The organism is Nocardia sp. NPDC003726 (assembly GCF_053586955.1).
In genome coordinates, this window is record NZ_JBSFNF010000008.1 from 159,622 (window position 1) to 174,125 (window position 14,504).

Consider the following 14,504-nt stretch of genomic DNA (forward strand, 5'->3'; position numbering starts at 1 on the left):
GAGCAGTGAGCGCCGTCGTCGCCGATGCCGTCGAGCACTTGGTGCGCGGCATCGTCGCCAATCCCGATGACGTCCGCGTCGAGCTGATCACCGGCCGCCGCGGACGCACGGTCGAGGTGCACGTCCACCCCGACGACCTGGGCAAAGTGATCGGACGCGGTGGACGTACCGCGACCGCGCTGCGCACCCTCGTCGCCGGGATCGGCGGCCGTGGCATCCGGGTCGACGTGGTCGACACCGACCAGTAGATGGAACTCGTCGTCGGACGGGTCGCCAAGTCGCACGGCGTGCGCGGCGAACTCGTCGTCGAGGTGCGCACCGACGAACCGGAGGCGCGTTTCGCGCCGGGCGCCAGGTTGCGCGGCCGGTTGCCGCGCGCGACGCAGGTTCGCGAGTTCACCGTGGAGTCGGCCCGGGAGCACTCGGGCCGGCTTCTGGTGTTTCTGGCCGGGGTGGCCGACCGCACCGCAGCCGACGCGCTGCGCGGCATGCTGTTCCTGGTCGACAGTGCCGACCTTCCGCCTTCCGAGGACCCGGACGAGTTCTACGACCACGAGCTGGAGGGGTTGGTGGTCCGGCTCACCGACGGCACCGTGGTCGGCTCCGTCCGTGAAGTGCTGCACTCCGCGGCCGGTGAGCTGCTGGAGGTGCGCGCCGCGGACGACGGGCGGGAGATCCTGATCCCGTTCGTCACCGCCATCGTGCCCACGGTGTCGCTCGCCGATGGCGTGATCGTGATCGATCCGCCCGAGGGTCTGCTCGACCCGGAATGAGACGGTGCCCGATCGCGCCCGCCCCGGCCTGCGACGTGCGGCCCGGCGGCGCTAGGAGACAGGCATGAAACTCGACGTCGTCACGATCTTCCCCGAGTACCTGGAGCCGCTGCGCACGGCGCTGCTCGGCAAGGCGATCGACAAGGGGCTGATCTCGCTCACGGTGCACGACCTGCGCCGGTGGACCCATGACGTGCACAAGTCGGTCGACGATTCCCCGTACGGGGGTGGGCCCGGCATGGTGATGAAGCCGACCGTGTGGGGCGACGCGCTCGACGAGGTGTGTCCCGATGACGCGCTGCTCGTGGTGCCAACGCCGGCGGGCGTGCCGTTCACACAGGCCACGGCGCGCCGTTGGGCCGCCGAGCGGCATCTCGTCTTCGCCTGCGGCCGCTACGAAGGCATCGACCAGCGCGTCTTCGACGACGCAGCCCGCCGCGTCCGGGTGGAGGAGGTCAGCATCGGCGACTACGTGCTGATCGGCGGCGAGGCGGCGGTGCTGGTGATGACCGAGGCCGTGGTCCGGTTGCTGCCCGGCGTGCTCGGCAATCAGCAGTCCCATCAAGAGGATTCGTTCTCCGACGGGTTGCTCGAAGGTCCGAGCTACACCCGCCCGGTCTCCTGGCGCGGGCTCGACGTCCCGCCGATCCTGCTGTCCGGCGACCACGCGAAGGTGGCCGCGTGGCGACGCGAGCAATCCCTCGCGCGGACCCGCGAACGCCGTCCTGACCTGCTGGCCGACCGCGACACGGCCGGACCAGGGCGATAGGCCCACTCCCCACGCCCGTCGGCCCACGTATGGTGCGGAGCCTGGTCGTGCGGTTCGGACGGCCGCAGATTCGGCTGGGAGTGTGCCGCGACAGGGCTGCGCAAAGCCGCCGGACGCCCGCTCAGTGCTGCTCGATTCGGCGGTCCGGCTGCTCGGACGCGGGCGGCGTCGAGGCGGTGACCCTCCGTGAGGTCGGGCTCAGCGCCGGTGTGTCGCACAACGCCCCCTACAAGGACTCATCTCCGCCGGAGCCGTGACCGGGCCCGCCGCGTCTCACGGCAGCAAGCCGTGGCGGCGGGCGGCGACCACCGCCTCGTGCCGGGAGTGCGCGTCGAGCTTGACCATCGCGTTGCGCAGGTAGCTCTTCACGGTCTCCTGGCCGAGCGAGAGTCGTTGCGCCGCTTCCTGATTGGTGCAGCCCATGGCGATCTGGGACAGCACGTCCAGCTCCCGGCGGGACAGCTTCGGGCTGTCCGGCCGCGGCTCGCCGGTCATGACCCGGGTGAGTCGTTCGCAGACCGCGTGCAGCCGTCCGCGCAGCCGGTCGTCCTCGGCGGAACGGGCCATGCCGCGCAGTTCGGCGTGGATGTCGCGGAGTTCCTCCGTGATCGCAGGCGCCGCCGCCGCCGACGGGGCGGTGACCTCGAGCATCCGCAGCCTGCGGTCGACCTCGTCGCGCACGGCGATCTCGGTGGCCAGCCTGCGCCCGGCCTGGACGACGAGATCCGCGGTGCGATCGCCCAGCGGGCTCGCGCCGCGCGTCGCGGCGTAGAGCACCGCGCGGGAGCGCTGGTCCACCACCACGGGTACGGCGAGCACCGAGCGGATGCCCTCACCGGAGACCGGCCCGTCGTAGTCGTGGGTGATCGAGGAGGCGCGGCGATAGTCGGAGACCGCGGCGGGCCGTCCCGACTCCATCACCCGGCCGCCCAGCCCCGAAGCCCGCACCACGGCCAGGCCGCGCAGGCCGTTGGTCAGCGTGCCGAAGAACTCCGTCAGCAGCAGCGCGTCGCCGTGCACTTCGCCCCCGAACGCCACCGGCACGCCCGCGGTGCTCGCCACCCAGCGGATCTCGGCACGCAGCGCGTCGCTGTCGCGCGGACGCAGCAAGGCGGTGTGGGTCACGGGACTCACCCCTTTTCGGGGGTAGTGGGCGGTGGGATGTGACCCACATCCTATTGCACACCCGGGTTGCGCTGGATCACAGAACGAGGAGAACTGAAGATGGGCACCGATCTGAATCAGCGGGTGCGCGAACTGCTGGACTGCTACGACCGCGCCGACGCGTCGGCGGCGGACCTGCTGTGCGATCGGCACCCGGCCGACCGGGTCGCCTTCACCATCGTCGAGACCGACCTTTCCTCGACCGACCTCACCTACGGCGAACTGCGCGAACGCTCGGCCCGCTTCGCCGCGGCACTCGCCGGACTCGGCGTCGAACCCGGTGACCGGGTGGCCACGCTGATGGCGAAATCGGCGGACCTGGTGGTCGCCCTGCTCGGCATCTGGCGCCGCGGCGCGGTGCACGTTCCGCTGTTCACCGCCTTCGCTCCGCCCGCGATCGCCCTGCGGGTGAACGCCGCCCGCACGTCGCTCGTCATCGCCGACGCCGACCAGGCGCCGAAGCTGGCGCCCGGCCCCGATTTCCCCGAAGACCCGGCCTGGCGGCTGATCGTCGCCGGAGCCGAGGCGCCCGAGGGGGCGTTGCGGATGGACGAGTTGCTCGACAGTCATACGGCCGCCTCCCCGCAGGCTCACCCGGTCGCGGTGGGCGGCGACGGACTGCTCGTCCAACTGTTCACCAGCGGCACCACGGGCACGCCCAAGGGCGTCCCGATCCCGCTGCGCGCGCTGGCCTCCTTCCACGCCTACCAGGAATTCGCGCTGGACGTCCGGCCCGAGGACGTCTTCTGGAACGCCGCCGATCCGGGCTGGGCCTACGGGCTGTACTACGCCATCCTCGGTCCCCTGGCCACCGGCATCCGCAGCATCCTGCTGCACGCGGGCTTCTCGGCCCAGCTGACCTGGCAGGTGCTGGAGACGTTCGGCGTCACCAACTTCGCCGCCGCCCCCACGGTGTATCGAGCGTTGCGCGCCGACGGCGCCACGCCGCCGGTGCATTCCCGGTTGCGCCGCGCCTCCTCGGCGGGCGAACCGCTCACCCCCGAAGTGGTCGCCTGGTCCGTCGAGTACCTGGGCGTCGCGGTGCGCGACCACTACGGCCAGACCGAGCACGGCATGGTCATCTGCAACGCCTGGCACGAAGACCTCGACACCGAGACTCCCGCCGGATCGATGGGGCGCTCGCTGCCGGGCTGGACCTGCGCCGTGCTCGCCGACGACGCCGACACGGTCGCTCCCACCGGCGAACTGGGCCGGGTGGCGATCGACACCCGACGCAGCCCGCTGCTGTGGTTCCTCGGCTACCTCGATGCTCCGGAACGCACCGCACAGCGTTACACCGCCGACGGCCGCTGGTACCTGACCGGCGACGCGGGCTCGCAGGACGCGGACGGCTTCTTCCGTTTCTCCTCCCGCGACGACGACGTGATCATCATGGCCGGCTACCGCATCGGCCCGTTCGAGGTGGAGAGCGTGCTCGTGCTGCACGAGCAGGTCGCGGAGGCGGCCGTGGTCGGCATGCCGGACGAACTGCGCGGCGAAGTGCTCGAGGCGTTCGTCGTGCTGCGCGACGGCGCCGTGGGCGGTCCCGAGCTGGAAGCCGAGCTACAGAGCCTGGTGAAGCGCAAGTTCGCCGCGCACGCCTACCCGCGCAAGGTGCACTTCGTGGCGAGTCTGCCGAAGACGCCCAGCGGCAAGGTGCAGCGGTTCGTGCTGCGGCAGGGCGGTGCCCGATGACCTCGGCCGCGCTGCCCCAGCCCAGCTACGCCTCCGGCGTGTCGGACGTCCCGCTGCTCGGCGACACCATCGGCGGCAATCTCGATCGCACGGTGGCGGCGTTCCCGGATCGCGAAGCGCTGGTGGACCGGCCGACCGGACGGCGCTGGACCTACCGAGCGCTCGGCGCCGCGGTCGACGCCCTGGCCTGCGGCCTCGCCGGGCAGGGCATCGGCAAGGGCGACCGGGTCGGCATCTGGGCGCCGAACTGCGCGGAGTGGTTCCTGGTGCAGTACGCCACGGCGAAGATCGGCGCGATCCTGGTCAACGTCAATCCGGCCTACCGCACCGGCGAACTGGAGTACGTGCTGCGGCAGGCGGGCGTGCGGATGCTCATCGCGGCCGAGCGGTTCAAGTCGTCGGACTACGTGGCGATGATCGAGCAGGTCCGGCCGAACTGTCCCGCGCTGGCGCAGGTGGTCGTGCTCGGCACACCGGAGTGGGAGTCGCTGTCCGGCACCGCGGTCGACGCCGACCGGCTCGCCGGGCTGGGCGCGCTGCTGTCGGCCGACGACCCGATCAACATCCAATACACCTCGGGCACAACCGGATTCCCCAAGGGAGCCACGCTCAGTCACCACAACATCTTGAACAACGGCTATTTCGTCGGCGAACTGTGCGGATACACCGAGCGGGACCGGATCTGCGTGCCGGTGCCGTTCTACCACTGCTTCGGCATGGTGATGGGCAACCTGGCCGGCACCAGTCACGGTGCGGCCATCGTGATCCCGGCTCCGTCGTTCGACCCGAAAGCGGCCTTGGCCGCGGTCGAGGCCGAGCGCTGCACGTCGCTCTACGGCGTGCCGACGATGTTCATCGACATGCTCGCCGCGCTGGACTCGGCGGCCGCGGACCTGTCCACGCTGCGCACCGGGATCATGGCGGGCTCGCCGTGCCCGGTGGAGGTGATGAAGCGGGTGATCGACCGGATGGGCATGCGCGAGGTCTGCATCTGCTACGGCATGACCGAGACGTCTCCGGTCAGCACCCAGACCCGGCGCGACGACGGCATCGATCGGCGCACCGCGACGGTCGGCCGGGTGGGACCGCACCTGGAGGTGAAGATCGTCGACCCGGCGACGGGTCTCACGGTGCCGCGCGGCGAACCCGGCGAGCTGTGCACCCGCGGCTATTCGGTGATGCTCGGCTACTGGGACGAGCCGGACAAGACCGCGGAGGCGATCGACGCCGCCCGCTGGATGCACACCGGCGACATCGGCGTGATGGACGACGAGGGCTACCTGGCCGTCACCGGACGGATCAAGGACATGGTCATCCGCGGCGGCGAGAACGTCTACCCGCGGGAGATCGAGGAATTCCTCTACACCCATCCCGACATCCTGGACGCGCAGGTGATCGGCGTGCCCGATCCGAAGTACGGCGAGGAGTTGATGGCCTGGATCCGGATGCGCGATGGGGCAACGCCGTTGGACGCCGCGGCGTTGCGCGCCTTCGCCACCGGCAAGCTGGCGCACTTCAAGATCCCCCGCTACGTGCACGTGGTGGAGGAATTCCCCATGACGGTGACCGGCAAGATCCGCAAGGCCGAGATGCGGGAACTGTCGCGGCGGTTGCTCGGTCTGGACGACAGCTGAGATGCGCGCGGTTCACCTGGGTGTGGACCGTCTGTCGGGCGGCGACGGTAGTGTCTCCGACGTGACGACAGCGCCCGAGACTGCCAGTGCAGAGTCCACACCCGCCGTGCCACGCTCCGACGCCGCGGGCCCAGCCAGCGTGAACCGTCGCATCGCCGAGGAACTCGCGGTGCGCGAGACCCAGGTGCGCGCCGCCGTCGAACTGCTCGACGCGGGCTCGACGGTGCCGTTCATCGCCAGGTACCGCAAGGAGATCACCGGCGGTCTGGACGACGCGCAGCTGCGCCTGCTCGAGGAGCGGCTGCACTATCTGCGCGAACTCGACGAGCGCAGGGCCGCGATCATCGAATCGATCCGTGGCCAGGGCAAACTCGACGACGCGCTGCACCGGCAGATCCTGCTCGCCGAGACCAAGGCCCGGCTGGAGGACATCTACCTGCCGTACAAGCCGAAGCGGCGCACGAAGGCGCAGATCGCGCGCGAGGCCGGGCACGAGCCGGTGGCCGACGCCCTGATCGGGGATCCGAACACCGATCCGGCGCAGTACACCGCCGAGCAGCTCGACGGCGCGCGCGCCATCCTGGTCGAACGTTTCGCCGAGGACGCCGACCTGGTCGGCGAGTTGCGCGAACTGATGTGGAGCCGCGGGCAGATCACCTCCACCGTGCGCGCGGGCAAGGAAGAGACGGGCGCGAAGTTCGCCGACTACTTCGACTTCAGCGAGCCGTTCGACAAACTGCCCTCCCACCGCGTGCTCGCACTGCTGCGCGGCGAGAAGGAGGAAGTGCTCACCCTGCACCTCGAGCCCGACACCGAGGAGCCGCAGCCGGGCGAGCGCACCGTCTACGAAGGTCGCATCGCCACTCGCTTCGGCATCGCCGACCGCGGCCGCCCCGCCGACGCCTGGCTGCTGGACACGGTGCGCTGGGCCTGGCGGACCAAGCTGCAGGTCAGCCTCGGCATCGACACCAGGATGCGGCTGCGGCAGGCGGCGGAGAAGGACGCGGTCGACGTGTTCGCCGCGAATCTGCGCGATCTGCTGCTGGCCGCCCCCGCGGGCACCCGCACCACCATGGGCCTCGACCCCGGCTACCGCACCGGCGTGAAGGTGGCGGTGGTCGACGCCACCGGCAAGGTGGTCGCCACCGAGGTGATCTACCCGCACAAACCGCAGGGCCAGACCGAGAAGTCGCTGGCGGTGCTCGGCGCGCTGGTCGCCCGGTTCGGCGTGGAACTCATCGCCATCGGCAACGGCACCGCCTCGCGTGAGACCGATGCCCTTGCCGCCGAGCTGATCTCGCGCATCCCGGAGAACAAGCCCACCAAGATCGTGGTCTCCGAGGCGGGGGCCTCGGTGTACTCCGCCTCCGCCTACGCCTCCCAGGAGCTGCCCGACCTGGACGTGTCGCTGCGCGGCGCGGTGTCGATCGCGCGGCGGTTGCAGGACCCGCTGGCCGAGCTGGTGAAGATCGACCCGAAGTCCATCGGCGTCGGCCAGTACCAGCACGACGTCTCCGAATCGCTGCTGGCCCGCTCGCTGGGCGCGGTGGTCGAGGACGCGGTGAACGCGGTCGGCGTCGACGTGAACACCGCCTCGGTGCCGCTGCTGTCGCGGGTCTCCGGCATCGCGGGGTCGGTGGCGGAGAGCATCGTGGCGTACCGGGATCAGAACGGCCCGTTCCGCAGCAGGACCGCGCTGCTCGACGTCCCGCGCCTGGGCCCGAAGGCGTTCGAACAGTGCGCGGGCTTCCTGCGCATCCGCGGCGGCGACGATCCGCTGGACACGTCCGCGGTGCACCCGGAGGCGTATCCGGTGGTGCGGCGCATCCTCGAATCGACGGGGCGCGGCATCGCGGAGATCATCGGCAACACCACGGCGCTGCGCTCGCTGCGCGCGAGCGATTTCACCGACGAGCGCTTCGGTGTCCCCACCGTCACCGACATCATCGCCGAGCTGGAGAAGCCGGGTCGCGACCCGCGTCCGGAGTTCAAAACCGCCGAGTTCGCCGCGGGCGTGGAGAAGGTCGCCGACCTGAAGCCGGGCATGGTGCTCGAGGGCGTGGTGACGAACGTGGCCGCATTCGGCGCTTTCGTCGACGTCGGCGTGCACCAGGACGGCTTGGTGCACGTCTCGGCCATGTCGCACAACTTCGTCAAGGACCCACGCGAAGTGGTCAAGTCCGGCGACGTGGTGAAGGTGAAGGTGCTCGAGGTGGACGTCGCGCGCCAGCGCATCGGCCTGACCCTGCGCCTGGACGACGAGCCGGGCGCACCCGCCAAGGGCGGCGAAAACCGGCAGCGCGGGCAGGGCGGCCGATCCGGAGGCGACCAGCGGCAGAACGGCCAGAACCGGCAGCAGGGCCAGAACCGCACTCAGGGCCAAGGCCGCGGCGGCAACCAGCGCCGCAACGCGCCCGCTCCCAGCGGCGCGATGGCCGACGCGTTGCGCAGGGCGGGCTTCGGCCGGTAGTCCGATGCGCGGGAGGGAGTAGCGGCCATGCGACGGTGGCTCCACGAGGACGTGATCGCCCAAGGGCGGCTGCCGTTGCTGTGCTTCCTGCTCGGGTTCATCGTCGGGTTCCTGGTCATCCGGGTCAGCGTCCGGCTGATCCGCGCCCGGGTGCGCTGGTGGCCGGGCAACCTGCGGGCCGGGGACACGCACGTGCACCACATGGTGTTCGGGGTGATCCTCGTGCTCTCCTCCGGCGTCGGCATGGTCGCCCAGTACGAGAGCGCCGACACCGCCACGGCCAGCATCCTCGCCGCGCTCTTCGGTGTGGGCGCGGCGCTGGTGCTCGACGAATTCGCGCTGATCTTCTATCTGCGCGACGTGTATTGGGAGGAGCAGGGGCGCACGTCGGTGGACGCGGTGTTCGTCGCGCTCGCCGTGACGGGCTTGCTGCTGCTCGGCTTCCACCCGCTGTGGATGCTGGACATCAACGACTTCCGGCGCGATCCGAGCATCGAGGTGCGCGCCTTCGTCGTCGTGTTCGCCATGGTCAATCTGGCTCTCGCGGCGATCGTGATCGCCAAGGGGAAGATCTGGACCGGCCTGTTCGGCATGTTCTTCCTGCCGCTGCTGGTCGTCGGCGCGTTGCGGCTCAGCAGGCCGGGAGCGCCGTGGGCGCGCTGGCGCTACGGCGACCGCAGGCGGCTGATGTACCGGGCCATCGTCCGGGAACGGCGATATCGTCGCCCGGTCATCCGCGCCAAGATCTTCGTGCAGGACCTGGTGGCGGGGAAACCGGATGTGGAGCACGTCCGCACGGCGGCGGAGGCCGAACTCACCCGCACGGTCGTGCCCGCTCCACCGGCCCCGCACCGCGACCATTCGTTCTGGCATTCCGACCACGGCCCGCTGCATACGCCCGGGCCGCCCGCCCAGGACGCGATATCCGGCGAACAGAAGCGCTGACGAACGCGTCCGGCCGGGCCGGCCGGTCGAGAGGCTCGGTTCGGCATGCAGTTGCCGCGCGTCACCGTCGGGTCGCGTAGTCCCGAGAAGCATTCCGCATGACCGCGGCTATGCGTATACGTATACTACGTTCATGTTGGATCCGCTCAGTCTTGCGGTCGGCGCAGGCCTCGCCGGTGTCGGATGGGTATGTGGTCGGTTCGGCTCTCGCCGCGGCCGTGTCGGGAAGACGCTCTCCGCGCGCTGCGGTTGTGGTCACGACCTGGCGGTGCACGACCGCGCGTCGGGCAAATGCCATGCCGAGCTCTCCCGCAAAGGAACCCACGGCCTGCGCGAGTGGGTCGGTTGCCCCTGCCGCCGCTATACCGGCCCGACACCGCTCGAGGAAGTGTTCGCCTCGCCCATACTCCCGCCGGAGTCGTGAACCCGGCCGCGCCCGGCGTAGCGTGAAGGAGGCCGCCGACTCGCCGCTACCAGGGTCGATTTCTTCCGCGACCCGGCGATCTGGCACAATGCTCAGGTTGCCCTGGGTGGTTGTCGACCCGGCGCACCCCATTTGATCGGAGCATGAACCGGCCGAGCACCTCCAGTGCCGCCAGGGTCCTCTGTTCGCGCGAAACCAGAAGGATGGAAATGAACACCCTTGACTTCGTCGATGAGAAGTCGCTGCGCAGCGACGTCCCCGAGTTCCGGCCGGGCGACACGCTGAACGTGCACGTGAAGGTCATCGAAGGCTCGAAGGAGCGCATCCAGGTCTTCAAGGGCGTCGTGATCCGTCGCCAGGGTGGTGGCATCCGCGAGACCTTCACCGTCCGCAAGGTGTCGTTCGGCGTCGGTGTGGAGCGCACCTTCCCGGTGCACAGCCCGAACATCGACCACATCGATGTCGTGACCCGCGGTGATGTCCGGCGCGCCAAGCTGTACTACCTGCGCGACCTGCGTGGCAAGGCCGCCAAGATCAAGGAAAAGCGCTGAGTTAGCTTTTCGGCACAACAGATCTTCCTCAGCCCGGCATCGGACTTCGGTTTCGCTGCCGGGCTAATCTGTTCGGCGTGGCAGACGAAAGTGGGTCGGTGTCGGTGTCCGAATCGGGCGACGAGAGTACGCGAGCGGGTCGCGCCAAGCGGCGAGCGAAGAAGAAGCAGCGGCCGTTCTGGCAGGAACTGCCGATCCTCATCGTGATCGCCGCGGTGATCGCCGCGCTGATGGTCACGTTCGTCGGTCGGCCGTACGTGATTCCCTCCGAGTCGATGGAAACCACGTTGCACGGATGCGCCGGGTGCACCGGTGACCGCATCTACGTGCAGAAGCTGAGCTACTACTGGGGCGATCCGCAGCCGGGCGACGTGGTCGTGTTCGTCGGCCCGCCGTCGTGGAACACCCACTACCAGTCGATCCGCTCGGACAATCCCGCGGTCCGCGGCGTGCAGAACTTCTTCTCCTTCTTCGGTCTGGTGCCGCCGGACGAGAACGACTTGGTGAAGCGGGTGATCGCGGTCGGCGGCCAGACCGTGCAGTGCTGCGACGCGCAGGGCCGGGTCCTCGTGGACGGCAAGCCCCTGGACGAGCCGTACGCCCGGTACTTGTTCCCCTACGTGCCGGGGCAGCCCTACAACGCCAACGGCGGACGCGAGTTCAAGCCCGTGAAGGTGCCCGAAGGGCATCTGTGGGTGATGGGCGACAACCGCAACCAGTCCGCCGACTCCCGCGCCCACATCACCGACGAACTGCAGGGCACCATTCCCGTGGACAACGTCCGCGGCAAGGCGGTGTTCAAGATCTGGCCGCCGGGGCGGATCGGTCCGGTGCGTTCGGAGAATCCCCAGCAGAACTGATCACGCGGGACGCAGGATAATTGGACGGTGGGGCAAGGTCGAGTGCCGGTGGGTAACGGTTGGCCGCCGCGTGTGGTGATGCGCAGGGCCGGAGGATTGCGCACGCTCGAGGCGGCATTGATCCGCAGCGGTCTCGGACCGGTCGCCGGCGTGGACGAGGCCGGGCGCGGTCCCTGCGCGGGACCGCTCGTGGTGGCGGCGTGCCTGCTCGCGCCGAAGGCGTACGACAAGCTGGCCGGGCTCGACGACTCCAAGAAGCTCACCGAGGCCGTCCGCGAGGAGCTGTACCCGGTGATCATCCGCCTGGCGCTCGCCTACCGGGTCGTGGTCATCCCGGCCTGGGAGATCGATTCGATCGGCATCCACGTCGCCAATATCGAAGGGATGCGCCGCGCGGTGGCCGGGCTCGGGCACACCCCCGGCTATGTGCTGACCGATGGATTCCGCGTGCCCGGCATACCGGTGCCCTCGCTGCCGGTGATCGGCGGGGACGGTGCGGCGGCCTGCATCGCGGCGGCCAGCATCCTGGCCAAGGTCACCAGGGACCGCATCATGGTCGAGTTGGATCAGCGGTTCCCCGGCTACGGCTTCGCCGCCCACAAGGGCTACAACACGCCCGAGCACACCGCCGCGCTGCAACGCCTCGGCCCCAGCAGCGAGCATCGCCGCTCCTGGCGCAATGTGCGCGAAGCCGCCGGGTTGCGGCCGGTCGCGGCGGCGGCCGATGTCGCGGACGCCGTACTGGCCGAGGGCTTGGACGAGGCGCTGTCGGAGCAGTTTCCGAACGCGCGTACGGCTGGCCGAGTAGCTACCGACGCAGCGCATGCGCGATGATGTCACCACACGACGCGATGCGGCGAGAAGGAGGACGTCCCACCCGATGAGTGCCGAGGACCTCGAGAAGTACGAAACCGAGATGGAGCTCTCGCTGTATCGCGAGTACAAGGACATCGTCGGTCAGTTTTCGTACGTGGTGGAGACCGAGCGCCGCTTCTACCTGGCCAATTCCGTGGAGCTGCGACCGCAGAACGCGGACGGCGAAGTGTATTTCGAGGTGCGGATGAGCGACGCGTGGGTGTGGGACATGTACCGCCCGGCCCGCTTCGTCAAGCACGTCCGGGTCATCACCTTCAAAGACGTCAACATCGAGGAGCTGGAGAAGCCGGACCTGCGCTTGCCCGAGTGAGCCAGGCGGAAGTTCCGCACAGCCACTCGGTTATCAACAGGTTTTCCGTTTCCCCAGGTCGGCGGCGCTGACCTGATCGGCTCCCGGCGCACGCTGGCGGGGTGACAGACAAACAGGCGCTCGGCGCGCACGGTGAGCAACTGGCGGCGGACTTTCTGCGCGCCGCGGGGATGGAAATCGTCGCCAGGAATTGGCGGTGCCGATACGGCGAGCTCGACCTGATCGCCGTGGACGGGGATGTGACCGCGTTCGTCGAGGTCAAGACGCGTTCCGGCTTGGGGTACGGCACCCCTGCGGAGTCGGTCACCTTCGCCAAGCGGCAACGGATCCGGCGGCTGGCCCTGCTCTGGCTGGCCGAGCAGGACGGGCCGTGGCGGCGCGTCCGTTTCGACGTGGTGTCGGTGCTGGTGGCGCGAGGGCGTACACCGGTCATCGACCATCTCGAGGCGGTGTTCTGATGGCTCTCGGGCGGGCGCATTCGGTCGCGGTCACCGGCGTGGACGGTCTGCTCGTCGAGATCGAGGCCGATATCGGCCAGGGCCTGCCATCGGTCCATTTGGTCGGGCTTCCCGACACCGCGTTGCAGGAGTCCCGTGACCGAGTCCGCTCCGCGGTGGCGAACTCGGGGGAGAAGTGGCCCGACGGCCGGGTGGTGCTCGCGCTGTCGCCCGCGACGCTGCCCAAGCTGGGCAGCGTGTACGACCTGGCGCTCGCCGTCGCGGTACTGGACGCGTCCGGCGCGGTGCCCTCGCAGCGGCTCGCGAAGACGGTGTTGCTCGGCGAACTCGCGCTGGACGGACGGGTGCGGCGGGTGCGCGGCATCCTGCCCGCCGTGCTCGCCGCACGCAAGGCCGGCTGGTCCACCGTTGTGGTGCCCGCGGTGACGCTGGCCGAGGCCGGGCTGGTCGAAGGCATCGAAGTCCTCGGTGCGCGCAGCTTGCGTGGAGTGGTGGCCTGGTTGCGCGGGGAAGGCGCGCTCGACGAGCCGGACGGCGACCTGCCGGACACGGTGGGGCAAGGCGGCGATCTGAGCGAGGTGGTCGGGCAGGAAGAAGCGCGCTGGGCCCTGGAGGTGGCCGCGGCGGGCGGCCACCATCTGCTGCTCACCGGGCCGCCCGGCATCGGTAAGACCATGCTGGCCCAACGTCTTCCCGGGCTGCTGCCTCCGCTCACGGAAGCCGAGGCGCTGGAGGTCACCGCCATCCATTCCATGGCAGGCACGCTCGCCGGTGAACACCCGTTGATCACCGCCCCGCCGTTCGTCGCCCCACACCACTCCACCTCGGTGACCGCGATGATCGGCGGCGGTTCGGGGACCGCAAGGCCGGGCGCGGTCAGCCGGGCCCACCGCGGCGTCCTGTTCCTCGACGAATGCGCCGAACTCGGCACGAAGGTGCTGGAGGCGATGCGAACGCCGCTGGAGGAAGGGGAGGTGCGCATCGCCCGGCGCGACGGTGTCGCGCGGTATCCGGCCCGCTTCCAACTGGTGCTGGCGGCCAACCCGTGCCCGTGCGCTCCGGCTCGCGACGTCGATTGCATCTGCGCGCCGCTGGCTCGCCGGCGCTATCTCGGCAAATTGTCCGGGCCGCTGATGGACCGGATCGACATCTGGGTGCGGATGCACGGACAGTCCGGTGCGGCGTTCAGCACCGACGCGGCCGAGAGCAGCGAGGTGGTCCGCGGCCGGGTCACCGTGGCGCGGCGCGCCGCCGCCACCCGCTGGCGCGAATACGGGTGGCTCACCAATGCCGAAGTCCCCGGCCACATCTTGCGTCAACGCTTCCGCTTGCCGAACGAATCGCTCGCTCCCGTCGAGGCCGCGTTGCGTCTCGGGCGCATGTCCGCGCGGGGCGCCGACCGAGCCATCCGCGTCGCCTGGACCATCTGCGATCTGCGCGGCGGCGAGCTTCCCTCGGCACAGGATGTGCTGTCGGCGTTGAACTTTCGCCAGCGGGCCGCGCAATGACGCCCTCCGCGAAGGCTGGAACCGACCTGCCTGCGGCCGTCGATCGGCCCGCCGTCGAGGATGCGCC

The 14,504-nt window shown here is 70.0% G+C and carries 14 protein-coding genes; 13 read left to right on the forward strand and 1 reads right to left on the reverse strand.

The features are described 5' to 3' along the window. Nucleotides 1-5: 5 nt before the first annotated feature. The 3 genes from ACWDMM_RS13530 to trmD all read left to right on the forward strand — a co-directional run bounded on the left by ACWDMM_RS13530 (nucleotide 6) and on the right by trmD (nucleotide 1,542). A complete protein-coding gene (locus ACWDMM_RS13530) occupies nucleotides 6-248 on the forward strand; it encodes an RNA-binding protein (protein WP_011210690.1) in 243 nt (80 codons plus the stop codon). Next, nucleotides 249-773, forward strand: a complete 525-nt coding sequence (gene rimM / locus ACWDMM_RS13535) for a ribosome maturation factor RimM (RefSeq protein ID WP_449937542.1) — start codon at nucleotides 249-251, stop codon at nucleotides 771-773. Nucleotides 774-837: 64 nt separating this feature from the next. Further along, nucleotides 838-1,542, forward strand: a complete 705-nt coding sequence (gene trmD / locus ACWDMM_RS13540; protein WP_357206882.1) for a tRNA (guanosine(37)-N1)-methyltransferase TrmD — start codon at nucleotides 838-840, stop codon at nucleotides 1,540-1,542. Nucleotides 1,543-1,815: 273 nt separating this feature from the next. On the opposite strand, the gene ACWDMM_RS13545 is transcribed toward trmD, so the two are convergent. After that, nucleotides 1,816-2,667 carry a helix-turn-helix transcriptional regulator gene (locus tag ACWDMM_RS13545; protein WP_357107669.1) on the reverse strand — a complete coding sequence of 284 codons (852 nt, stop codon included), beginning with the start codon at nucleotides 2,665-2,667 and terminating at the stop codon, nucleotides 1,816-1,818. A gap of 99 nt (nucleotides 2,668-2,766) precedes the next feature. On the opposite strand from ACWDMM_RS13545, the gene ACWDMM_RS13550 reads away from it, so the two are divergent. From ACWDMM_RS13550 to ACWDMM_RS13595, 10 genes are all read left to right on the forward strand, one after another. Then, on the forward strand, nucleotides 2,767-4,401 hold the full coding sequence (locus tag ACWDMM_RS13550; protein ID WP_449937546.1) for an AMP-binding protein: 1,635 nt from the start codon (nucleotides 2,767-2,769) through the stop codon (nucleotides 4,399-4,401). Continuing rightward, the gene (locus ACWDMM_RS13555; protein WP_449937548.1) at nucleotides 4,398-6,035 is read left to right on the forward strand and encodes an AMP-binding protein; all 1,638 of its coding nucleotides are present in this window, start codon (nucleotides 4,398-4,400) and stop codon (nucleotides 6,033-6,035) included. Before ACWDMM_RS13550 ends, ACWDMM_RS13555 begins: the two co-directional genes overlap by 4 nt. A gap of 61 nt (nucleotides 6,036-6,096) precedes the next feature. Next, the gene (locus ACWDMM_RS13560; protein WP_323124211.1) at nucleotides 6,097-8,505 is read left to right on the forward strand and encodes a Tex family protein; all 2,409 of its coding nucleotides are present in this window, start codon (nucleotides 6,097-6,099) and stop codon (nucleotides 8,503-8,505) included. A gap of 27 nt (nucleotides 8,506-8,532) precedes the next feature. Beyond that, the gene (locus tag ACWDMM_RS13565; protein ID WP_323124212.1) at nucleotides 8,533-9,450 is read left to right on the forward strand and encodes a hypothetical protein; all 918 of its coding nucleotides are present in this window, start codon (nucleotides 8,533-8,535) and stop codon (nucleotides 9,448-9,450) included. A gap of 633 nt (nucleotides 9,451-10,083) precedes the next feature. Then, nucleotides 10,084-10,425 carry a 50S ribosomal protein L19 gene (gene rplS, locus ACWDMM_RS13570; RefSeq protein WP_014352079.1) on the forward strand — a complete coding sequence of 114 codons (342 nt, stop codon included), beginning with the start codon at nucleotides 10,084-10,086 and terminating at the stop codon, nucleotides 10,423-10,425. Between the two features lie 77 nt (nucleotides 10,426-10,502). Beyond that, a complete protein-coding gene (gene lepB / locus ACWDMM_RS13575; RefSeq protein WP_397068887.1) occupies nucleotides 10,503-11,285 on the forward strand; it encodes a signal peptidase I in 783 nt (260 codons plus the stop codon). Between the two features lie 48 nt (nucleotides 11,286-11,333). Next, on the forward strand, nucleotides 11,334-12,119 hold the full coding sequence (locus tag ACWDMM_RS13580; RefSeq protein WP_195078932.1) for a ribonuclease HII: 786 nt from the start codon (nucleotides 11,334-11,336) through the stop codon (nucleotides 12,117-12,119). A 46-nt stretch (nucleotides 12,120-12,165) separates the two neighbouring features. Next, on the forward strand, nucleotides 12,166-12,471 hold the full coding sequence (locus ACWDMM_RS13585) for a DUF2469 domain-containing protein (protein WP_011210678.1): 306 nt from the start codon (nucleotides 12,166-12,168) through the stop codon (nucleotides 12,469-12,471). Between the two features lie 101 nt (nucleotides 12,472-12,572). Then, entirely contained in the window at nucleotides 12,573-12,929 is a 357-nt protein-coding gene (locus tag ACWDMM_RS13590) for a YraN family protein (RefSeq protein WP_195078714.1), read from the forward strand. Next, nucleotides 12,929-14,437 (forward strand): YifB family Mg chelatase-like AAA ATPase, encoded by a 1,509-nt coding sequence (locus ACWDMM_RS13595; RefSeq protein ID WP_449937553.1) that lies wholly within the window; start codon nucleotides 12,929-12,931, stop codon nucleotides 14,435-14,437. The genes ACWDMM_RS13590 and ACWDMM_RS13595 overlap by 1 nt, the downstream gene beginning before the upstream one ends. Nucleotides 14,438-14,504 lie beyond the last annotated feature (67 nt).

Coding starts and splice junctions, on each gene's coding strand:
- rplS (WP_014352079.1), top strand. CDS start 10,084: ATGAACACCCTTGACTTCGTCGATGAGAAGTCGCTGCGCAGCGACGTC.
- ACWDMM_RS13555 (WP_449937548.1), top strand. CDS start 4,398: ATGACCTCGGCCGCGCTGCCCCAGCCCAGCTACGCCTCCGGCGTGTCG.
- ACWDMM_RS13585 (WP_011210678.1), top strand. CDS start 12,166: ATGAGTGCCGAGGACCTCGAGAAGTACGAAACCGAGATGGAGCTCTCG.
- ACWDMM_RS13550 (WP_449937546.1), top strand. CDS start 2,767: ATGGGCACCGATCTGAATCAGCGGGTGCGCGAACTGCTGGACTGCTAC.
- ACWDMM_RS13565 (WP_323124212.1), top strand. CDS start 8,533: ATGCGACGGTGGCTCCACGAGGACGTGATCGCCCAAGGGCGGCTGCCG.
- rimM (WP_449937542.1), top strand. CDS start 249: ATGGAACTCGTCGTCGGACGGGTCGCCAAGTCGCACGGCGTGCGCGGC.
- trmD (WP_357206882.1), top strand. CDS start 838: ATGAAACTCGACGTCGTCACGATCTTCCCCGAGTACCTGGAGCCGCTG.
- ACWDMM_RS13595 (WP_449937553.1), top strand. CDS start 12,929: ATGGCTCTCGGGCGGGCGCATTCGGTCGCGGTCACCGGCGTGGACGGT.